This is a genomic window from Corallococcus sp. CA053C (assembly GCF_003611675.1).
Classification (GTDB): Bacteria; Myxococcota; Myxococcia; order Myxococcales; family Myxococcaceae; genus Corallococcus.
This window is the reverse complement of sequence record NZ_RAWA01000663.1, coordinates 1-2,995: the sequence shown is the minus strand read 5'-3', so window position 1 is coordinate 2,995 and position 2,995 is coordinate 1. Positions and strand designations below refer to the sequence as shown.

Here is a 2,995-nt window from a genome sequence, read left to right as displayed (position 1 = left end):
CGCACGTGGCGGCCGTGGCGGCCACGGGACACGCACTGCTCGGGGACCCAGACCTGCTCGTAGCGCGCCGGCACCCAGTGCTCCACCGTCTGCAGCTCGTAGCGGCCCCGCGAGTCCACCGGGCGCGATGTCCTCGAAGGCGGCGAGGTGCTTCACGTCAATCAACTCCGAAACGACGAACTGGCGCACGGCCGCCGCGAGGCTCAAGTCGACGTAGCGCTCGGCCGCGATGAGCACCGGCAGGGACACCAGCAACTGGACGTGCACCGTCGCATCGCGCAGGAAGGCGAGCGGCGCCGAGGGCCCGCCGTGAAGGAGCGACAGCAGGAGGAGCGGCAGCCAGCTCACCAGCGTCAGGGCGAGGACGCGCCGGCGCAGGGAAAGACGGCGCGGACGGGCAGGAAGGTGCCGCCGTCCGGGGCCGAAGGGCAGGCCTCCCTGGACGAGCGAGAAGTCGAGCAGTGATGCCGGGATGTTCATGGCAGCTCCAAGACCAGGCCTCGTGCAGGCCCTGCGGTCGTCACGCCCGTGCCTCGCCCGTGAGGGCCCGGGGCTGGGCGACGGCGGAGGCGAACACCAGTCCCAGGATGAGCTGCGCCGCCACCAGGAGCACGTCGAAGAAGCGCTCTCCGGAAGAGGGCGCCTGCGGGCTGAGCAGCGCCACGATGACCTGGGTGCCGAGGAAGCCGGGAGCGAGCTGGAGCAGCCCGGGCATGATGATCGTCGTCGCGGTCCTCCCGGGCCACCGCGCATACAGCATCCCGGCGAGGCCCAGCACGAAGCTGGCCAGCAGGGGGCTGCCGCGTCCTCCGAAGAGGAGCTTCGTGAGCTCCTGGGTTCCGAAGGCCAGCAGCACCGCGCCGACGATCCACGGAAGCTCGCGCCGCCGGCCTCCCATGCAGACCGTCAGCGCGATGCCGCCCAGCGCGACGAGCGCCAGCACCACGGGTTCGGGCAGCGGGCTCGCCGGGAGGTGGGCGGGGAGGGGGAGGAACAAGGTCCAGAGCCGGGCCGCGGCGGTGATGCCCACGCCCAGCAGCAGGAAGCGCAGCAGGCCGTAGGTGAGGCGCGTCATCCCCGCCTCGACGGACTCGCTGACCAGCTCCTCCGCCCCCAGGGTCACCACCATGGCGGGGACGAGCAGCGTCGCCCCTCCGAACAGGGCCCGCGCCAGGTCGAAGGGCGGCATCAGGAGGGAGAGGCCGAAGGCCATCAACGTGCCGAAGAACGCGGCGAGGAAGGTCTTCTGCAGGTCCATGCGCATGGACCGGAGCGTGCCGAAATGGATGAGGCCCGCCATGACGCCGATGAGGCCCGCCGCGGCCAGCTCCCGCCACGCTCCGCCCACGCGGGCGGCGACGGCCGCGCCGTACACACCATAGGCGACGAACACCAACCCCTCCGGCCAGGCCGGGCGCTGGTGGACGACGCGCTCCAGCTCGGCGCGCGCCTCGGGAAGGCGGAGCTGACCTGCCGCCACCGCGCGGGCGACCAGCAGCACTCCGGACGTCCGGCGGAGGTTCCAGTGGGGGTTGAAGGGCACGCGCTCGATGTCCACCCGCCGCCGCACTCCCGAGGTCAGCTCCGTCGCCACGAAGCTCTGGAGCATGAAAAGCTCCAGCCGCAGCCCCAGGCCTCGCGCGGCGCCCCTCATCAGGGGCTCCACCACGTTGGCGGGCAGGTAGGCGAGGTGGAGCGCCCGCACGAGGTCGAGCAGGAAGGCCACGGCCTGGTCCTCATCGGCCAGGGGCATGGGTTCAGGTGTGTCGTGCATGAGGGCCTCCCGGGGCGGAGGCGCGCTCCGCTGCTTCCGTGAAGCTCTGCCCGAACGCCGGGGCTGTCATCCTTCGCGAGCGCAGGGCACGCGAGCCCCTGGACGCCAGGCCGTGGCGAGCATGTCGCGCGCGCTCAATGCGGCGTGGGGCGCACGATGCAGCGGAAGCCGATGTGGCTGGCGCCGCTCTCCACGGCTTGAGGGGAGCGCGCGGCCGGGCGGTAGCGCAGGCAGTAGTTGGGCGCGCACAGGTGGCTGCCGCCCTTGAGCACCCGGCGGGGAATCTTCACCCGCGGCTGATGCGGATCATGGCTGCCGTTCGCCTGCGAGGGCCCGCGCGGGTTGACGGGGATGCAGCACGCCTTGCCCTTGTTGCCGGTGTGGCGCGTCTGGAACCAGTCCGTGGTCCACTCCCACACGTTGCCCGTCATCTCGTGCAGGCCGTAGCTGTTGGGCGGGAAGCTGCCCACGGGACAGGTGCCCTCGAAGCCATCCGAGCGCAGGTTCTGCCAGGGGAACTCGCCCTGCCAGGTGTTGGCCAGGTGCCGGCCTCCCGGGGTGAACTCGTCGCCCCAGCAGTACTCCTGGCGGTCCAACCCGCCGCGCGCGGCGCGCTCCCACTCGGCCTCCGAGGGCAGCGCCTTGCCGGCCCACGTCGCGTACGCCTCCACGTCCTCGAAGGCGAGGTGCACCACGGGGTGCCTGCCGCGTCCCTTGAGGTGGCTGCCCGGGCCCTCCGGGTGCCTCCAACAAGCGCCCGGCGTGTAGGCCCACCACCCGGAGATGTCCCGCAGGTCGACGCGGCCGGCGGGCTTCTTGAAGACGAGCGAGCCGGGCACCAGCAGCTCCGGGAGCGCGCCGGGGTAGTCCGCGGGGTTGAGCGGACGCTCGGCCACGGTGACGTAGCGGGTGGCGTCCACGAAGCGGGCGAACTGCATGTTCGTCACCGTGAAGCAGTCCATCCAGAAGCCGGAGACCGTGACCTGGTGGGCGGGGGCCTCCTCGGGATAGTGGTGATCCGAGCCCATCCAGTACGTCCCGGCCGGCACCCACTTCATGTCCGGGAAGGGCGCCTCGCCCGGCGCGGGCTCCGTCCGCGGCAAGGGCGCGGGCTCAAGCCTCGCGGCCTCGTTGCTCATGTCCGTGCTCATGCGTGGCTCCTCGGGGCGGCGGGGATGGACGCACGCTCCACCGGAGCAAGCTGGGCCCTCCGGGGGCGGG

The 2,995-nt window shown here is 72.3% G+C and carries 2 protein-coding genes and 1 pseudogene; all 3 read right to left on the bottom strand.

Annotated features, from left to right (window positions below; genetic code table 11):
- Nucleotides 1–480: pseudogene (locus D7V97_RS45100) on the bottom strand (hypothetical protein); the annotation flags it as partial.
- Nucleotides 481–520: 40 nt separating this feature from the next.
- Complete coding sequence (locus D7V97_RS41780) at nt 521–1,774, bottom strand: threonine/serine exporter ThrE family protein (RefSeq protein ID WP_120616097.1); 1,254 nt, start codon at nt 1,772–1,774, stop codon at nt 521–523.
- 134 nt (nt 1,775–1,908) lie between these two features.
- The gene (locus tag D7V97_RS41775) at nt 1,909–2,925 is read right to left on the bottom strand and encodes a formylglycine-generating enzyme family protein (protein ID WP_233583577.1); all 1,017 of its coding nucleotides are present in this window, start codon (nt 2,923–2,925) and stop codon (nt 1,909–1,911) included.
- Between the last annotated feature and the right edge of the window lie 70 nt (nt 2,926–2,995).

What these genes read in the sequence shown, in the direction of transcription:
- D7V97_RS41780 (WP_120616097.1), bottom strand. Translation starts at nt 1,774, where the DNA reads ATGCACGACACACCTGAACCCATGCCCCTGGCCGATGAGGACCAGGCC.
- D7V97_RS41775 (WP_233583577.1), bottom strand. Translation starts at nt 2,925, where the DNA reads ATGAGCACGGACATGAGCAACGAGGCCGCGAGGCTTGAGCCCGCGCCC.